This is a genomic window from Desulfurobacterium indicum (assembly GCF_001968985.1).
Lineage (GTDB): Bacteria > Aquificota > Aquificia > Desulfurobacteriales > Desulfurobacteriaceae > Desulfurobacterium_A > Desulfurobacterium_A indicum.
This window is the reverse complement of record NZ_MOEN01000044.1, coordinates 1-5,451: the sequence shown is the minus strand read 5'-3', so window position 1 is coordinate 5,451 and position 5,451 is coordinate 1. Positions and strand designations below refer to the sequence as shown.

Sequence of the window (5,451 nt, the reverse complement as noted above, 5' to 3'; positions counted from 1 at the left end):
CCTCCATGTTCTTTAAGAAACACTTCTCTTTCAGCCGTCATGATTGACTCTAAGGTTTGCTTTACCACTTCCTTAACTAGGTCTGGTAAAATCTTCTGTAGTTCCATTTTTGCCTCCTGGGGTTGGTATTTGTGGGGTGTTCCCCAGGAGGTTATCCCATTTCTCAAGCTTACACAAAATATCGTACACTACCCTCCAACAGCTGAAGTCGGAACAGGAACACCAGTATGCTTGTAAGATGTCCATCCAAGACCTGCATGGTGGTCAAGGATATGGGTTATGGTAACTGTCAAAGGCTCATATCCACCGTAAAGGAGATATTTATACGGGTCATGCTTGCCCCTTGCGTTTTTCATGCTATCTTCAAAAGCAATTTTAAGCTGAGCAACTTCATACGGTTTAAGAACAAGAGGATCGGAAGAATCTCCTTCAAATTTCAATCCGAAATGCTTTGTTATAAGAGGTTTAACATCATCAAAAGTTACATATCCTTTTTTCTTGAGAGGCTTTACTATATCATTGGTAAATCTTTGATAAGACATATCCTGAAGATGCAGAACGCCAAAATAGCTTGCATATTTGGTTCCAGCAAATCCAAGGCTCAAACCACCAGTTTCATGGTCAGCCGTTACAACAATAAGTGTTTCATCAGGATGTTTCTTGTAAAAGTCATAAGCAACCTTAACGGCCTCATCAAGTGCAAGAGTATCCTTGATAGATGTAACCGCATCGTTTGCGTGGCAAGCCCAGTCAATTTTCCCGCCTTCAACCATTATGAAAAATCCTTTCGGATTATCGAGAAGTTCGATTGCCTTCTTTGTTAGTTGAGCAAGTGTAATATCAGCAGGAGTTTGATCAATTCTATAAGGAAGTGAATCACCCGGCTGGAGTCTTGGATTTATTACTATTACCTTATCATCACCTTTATGAAGCCTTTCAAAAGCTTCTTTAGAGTTTATAATTGTGTAACCGTGACTTCTCATGTAGTCAAGAGCATTGCCAACATAATGCCTGCTGTTGTGTCTTTTATTGGTAGGATCTTTAAAACCTCCACCGCCGAAGAAATCAAAACCACTGTTAGCAAGTTGAATCTCTATGTCATAATACATATCCCTATCGGGTACATGAGCATAAAATCCTGCAGGCGTAGCATGATCAAGAGATGTTGAAGTAATAATCCCTATCTTTTTACCATCTTCTTTTGCAAGTTCTGCAATACTCTTAATAACCTTTCCGTCAGGTGTAATACCTATCATACCTATATCCGTCTTATGACCACACGCAATAGCAGTAACAGCAGCTGCAGAACCGGTGATAAACCTGTTTGCCGCATAAGTCGTTGTCATTCCCTGAGCAGGAAACTTGTTCATCAGCAGCTTTTCTCCCTTATAATTTTGAGCGGCCATTCTTTGTGGGAAAGCCATTCCGTCACCGATAAACAGGAAAACGTACTTAACCTTTTTCACACCAGCATGAACAATAGCCGGCGGAAAAGCAAGAATACACGCGAAGAAGGCAAATAAGAAACGAACAAACCCTCTTCTTGTAAGTGTCTTAACGCCCTTCATACAAACCTCCCGTTAAAAGTGTTTTACCTGCGAGAAAGGTACCACTATTTCTTTAAAGAATTTGTTAAGAGTAAAAAACATTAGAAAACGGTGTTAAAATAAGTTTCTAAGGGAGGTTGAGAATGAAGGAAAAGAAACTAACTCCCATACAGGCAATTTCTCTTGCCGTTGGAACAATGATAGGTGCCAGTATTTTTTCAATATTCGGTGTCGGAGTAAAAACGGCAGGAACGGACCTTCCTTTTGCCTTCCTGCTTAGCGGTCTCTATGCTCTAATGGTGGGGTACTCTTATGCAAAGCTTGGAACAAAAATTGTCTCAAATGCAGGACCTGTTGCTTTTGTTGAAAAAGCTTTTGGCAACAATCCTATTACTGGGACTTTAAGCATTCTGATGTGGACAAGCTACGTCGTTTCTATATCCCTTTTTGCTATAAGCTTTGCAGGATACTTTCTCCCTCTATTACATCTAAGTAATGCCTTAAAAAGCTTTGTTATCGTGATGATAATAGCCTTATTCGGTGCACTTAACTATTTCGGTGGCAGTACTGCCGTAGGAAAGCTTGAATTCTGGATAGTGCTTACAAAATTACTTATACTCTTACTGTTCATTGTTGCAGGACTTGCATCTTTCAATTCATCTTACATTAAACCTAATTTTTCACCACAAGGAATAAGAGGAATCCTCAACGCTTCTGTAATCTTCTTTCTCTCTTACATGGGCTTCGGCCTCATAACAAACGCAAGTGAAAACATAAAAAATCCAGAGAAAAACGTATCGAGAGCTATTTATATCAGTATTATCACAGTAATCATCGTGTATGTTTTAGTATCTCTTTCTGCCCTCGGTGCTGTTCCTGCATGGAAACTTGTTAAATATCAGGAAAATGCACTCGCCGTAGCAGCAGAACCAACACTTGGCAAATTCGGATTTATGCTGTTAAGTATCGGAGCACTTATAAGTATATCTTCTGCTTTAAACGCAACTCTATATAGCGGTGCAAATGCAGCATACGCATTAATGAAAGAAGGTTATATTCCCCACCCCAAAAAACAGCTCAAAAGAGAATGGATGAGCGAACATTTCGGACTATATATAACCTGTACTCTTGCCCTCCTATTTGCACTTTTATTCGATATAACATCTGTAGCTTCAATAATTAGCCTTGTCACAACAATCCTTTATATTTTTGTTCTCTTTTCTCATATCAAACTTATTGAACTTCAAAAAGCAGAAGGCAGGAAAGGTCTTGTCTTTTTCAATTTAATTGTAATAACATTTGTAGCAATAGAAATCCTTTTATATCAATTTAGAAACAGCCCAAAAACATTTATCACATCCATAATAATTCTTGCAGCTTGTTTTACAGCGGAAATCCTTTACTACGGAAAGCAACGTAAAATCCGTATTTTCAAAAATAGAACAAGAGAATCCTATCATTAAAAGGCTTTAAACAAAAGATGACCTTTGTTTTTAAAATTTCACTCAAAACTTATCTGACTTTATTGATTTTTAAAAAATTTTTAGATAAAATTTCTGTTGATGAGTAGCATCAATCATAGGGGGTATGGTGAAATTAAAACTAACTTTTGAAGCTGAGAAAAATGTAGAGCTTCCAATTCATTACAATTACATCCTTCAAGGTTTCATTTATAACAATCTTGCAAAGCCATTTGCAGACTTTCTCCATAATGAAGGATACAGGTATGGAAATCAAATCTTTAAACTCATAACATTCTCTAAAATATACGGAAGAAAAAAAATCCTCAAAAAAGAAAAGAAAATTATCTTCAGCCCATCGTTTCATATATACATATCAGCTATAGACACACACATTCTCCAGAACATCGCCGTAGAACTTATACAAAAAGAAAACCTGAGACTTCACAGAAACTTTATTTCCTTAAAAAGCGTAGAAACTATAAAAGAACCAGTTACATCAACCAAAACTATCTTAAAAACCATCTCACCCATAACTGTTCACGAATCGCTGAATCGGAAAACAATGTACTACAATCCTTATCAAGAAAAATTCTACAAACTTCTTGAAGAAAACCTCAGAAAAAAGGTAGCCGTAATCACAGGCAACAAAAATGCTGAAATATTGATAAAACCTGTGGAAGGCACCAAATACAAAAAAATAATAACATACTACAAAAACAATTTCGTGATAGAAGCATGGGATGGGAAATTTCAAATAGAAGCACCACCAGAAATTATAAAAATAGCTCTTTCAACTGGTATCGGCGCCCGCAACTCCCAGGGATTTGGTATGGTCGCAGTTTCGGAGGAATGTAATGAAAGAAGAAATTAAGGTTACCTTTAATACGTTAACTCCTTTATGGACAGGAGATGCTTGGCAAGATAACAATAAAATTCGTCCATCTTCTTTAATTGGAAGTTTAAGATTTTGGTTTGAGGTTATTTGCTATTTCTCAGGAATTTGTGATGAGAAAGATTTTAATAATGGTAGATTTGAAAAGGAAGTTAATAGGAAGAATTTTAAAGACTGCTTATTAGAAAAAGGAAATTCTTTTGAGGCAAAAATAAAATGTCTTTTAGAGCAAGGAATACCTTTACCATCAATAATTTTTGGGGCTACTAATTGGAAAAGTTTAATAGAAATTAATCAAGTTGAATTCTTTAAGAATAATTTTAAAAGAAAACCTGCTGGAAAAATTATTCCTAACAAAAACTGGTATTTCGGAAAACCCTCATATCAGGGAGAATTTTCTGTAATTTTCAATGTAGAAGAAAAGATTTTAGAAAGTATTTTTTATCCTCTTTTAACTTTTATGGATAAATATGGTTTTTGGGGTGGTAAGTGGAATATAGGTTATGGGAGATTAAAAATTGAAAAAGTTAAAAATGGAGACAGTGATGTGGATATTTCAAAATATGAGGAATTTAAATTTAATGAAATAAGTGATTTAGTGAATAATAAAAAGTTTAGGGATTTCATAGATAGTAATATCTCAGATTTTGGTTGTTTAACTCAAAGAGATAAAAAAATAAAACTATTAAAAAATATAGAACCTAATAATGATTCAAAAAAAGAAAATGAAGAAGTTGATTTAATAAAAGAACTATTAAAAATAAAATCTAAAGAAAGGGAAAAGTTTAATACAGATACTGAAGAGAGACATAAGATATTTGGAACAACAAAAGCCCCACCCAATGATAAAAATTTATTACCTCAAGGTTCTAAAATACTTCCATACATTTACGAAGAACAGGGAAAACTTAAAGGTGGTTTTCTATCTATTTCTGGTTTATTAAACTTGGAAGGTGGAAGTAATGAATAAGTTTGAGGCTTTAATAGAAATAAATCTAGAAAAAATTAAAAATTTAGCTGAATATGTAGCTTATTGTAAATATTATTTTAAACCAAAAAATAAAGAAAAAATAGAAAATTATCTTTTCAAAAGTAAGCAAAATTGGTATTTGAATAGAAATAATAAAGATATCTTTTTAGAAGAATTTAAGTTTCTAAAGAAAGAAATAAATAATTGTGTAGAAGCTGGAAATAGAAGAAATTGTTGTGAAAACCAATTAGCAAAAAAGTTAAAAGATTATAAATCTAATGAAACATTAAAAGATTTTCCTTTAAATTGGTTAAAAAATGAAGTAATTGGGGAAAGAAAATAAGTATATAAATTTTAATAATGATAGTAATATTCAAAAAATAGAACAAATATCTGGAATTTATACAGACTTTAAAAAACTTCAAAAACACATAGAGAACCTTCCTAAATATTCCTTCGCAATTTGGTTTAAGTTTAAATTAAAAGCTCCATATTTTTCAAAGGTTGTGTCAATAATTTTGTGTAAACCATTAGGAGTACCTCCTGGAGAACATATCCTGAAGTTCTTCCTTAGCCTCA

5 protein-coding genes are annotated in these 5,451 nt (G+C 33.9%); 4 read left to right on the top strand and 1 reads right to left on the bottom strand.

The window, feature by feature from the left end; translation table 11 throughout:
* Positions 1-188: 188 nt before the first annotated feature.
* On the bottom strand, positions 189-1,568 hold the full coding sequence (locus BLW93_RS08380) for an alkaline phosphatase (RefSeq protein WP_078058267.1): 1,380 nt from the start codon (positions 1,566-1,568) through the stop codon (positions 189-191).
* A gap of 122 nt (positions 1,569-1,690) precedes the next feature.
* Here BLW93_RS08380 and BLW93_RS08375 point away from each other — a divergent pair, with 122 nt between their 5' ends.
* From BLW93_RS08375 to BLW93_RS08360, 4 genes are all read left to right on the top strand, one after another.
* Positions 1,691-3,010 carry an APC family permease gene (locus tag BLW93_RS08375; RefSeq protein WP_076713626.1) on the top strand — a complete coding sequence of 440 codons (1,320 nt, stop codon included), beginning with the start codon at positions 1,691-1,693 and terminating at the stop codon, positions 3,008-3,010.
* A 127-nt stretch (positions 3,011-3,137) separates the two neighbouring features.
* The gene (cas6, locus tag BLW93_RS08370; protein WP_076713625.1) at positions 3,138-3,881 is read left to right on the top strand and encodes a CRISPR-associated endoribonuclease Cas6; all 744 of its coding nucleotides are present in this window, start codon (positions 3,138-3,140) and stop codon (positions 3,879-3,881) included.
* Positions 3,865-4,872 (top strand): type III-B CRISPR module RAMP protein Cmr1, encoded by a 1,008-nt coding sequence (cmr1, locus tag BLW93_RS08365; protein ID WP_076713624.1) that lies wholly within the window; start codon positions 3,865-3,867, stop codon positions 4,870-4,872. Before cas6 ends, cmr1 begins: the two co-directional genes overlap by 17 nt.
* The gene (locus tag BLW93_RS08360) at positions 4,865-5,215 is read left to right on the top strand and encodes a hypothetical protein (RefSeq protein WP_076713623.1); all 351 of its coding nucleotides are present in this window, start codon (positions 4,865-4,867) and stop codon (positions 5,213-5,215) included. Before cmr1 ends, BLW93_RS08360 begins: the two co-directional genes overlap by 8 nt.
* Positions 5,216-5,451 lie beyond the last annotated feature (236 nt).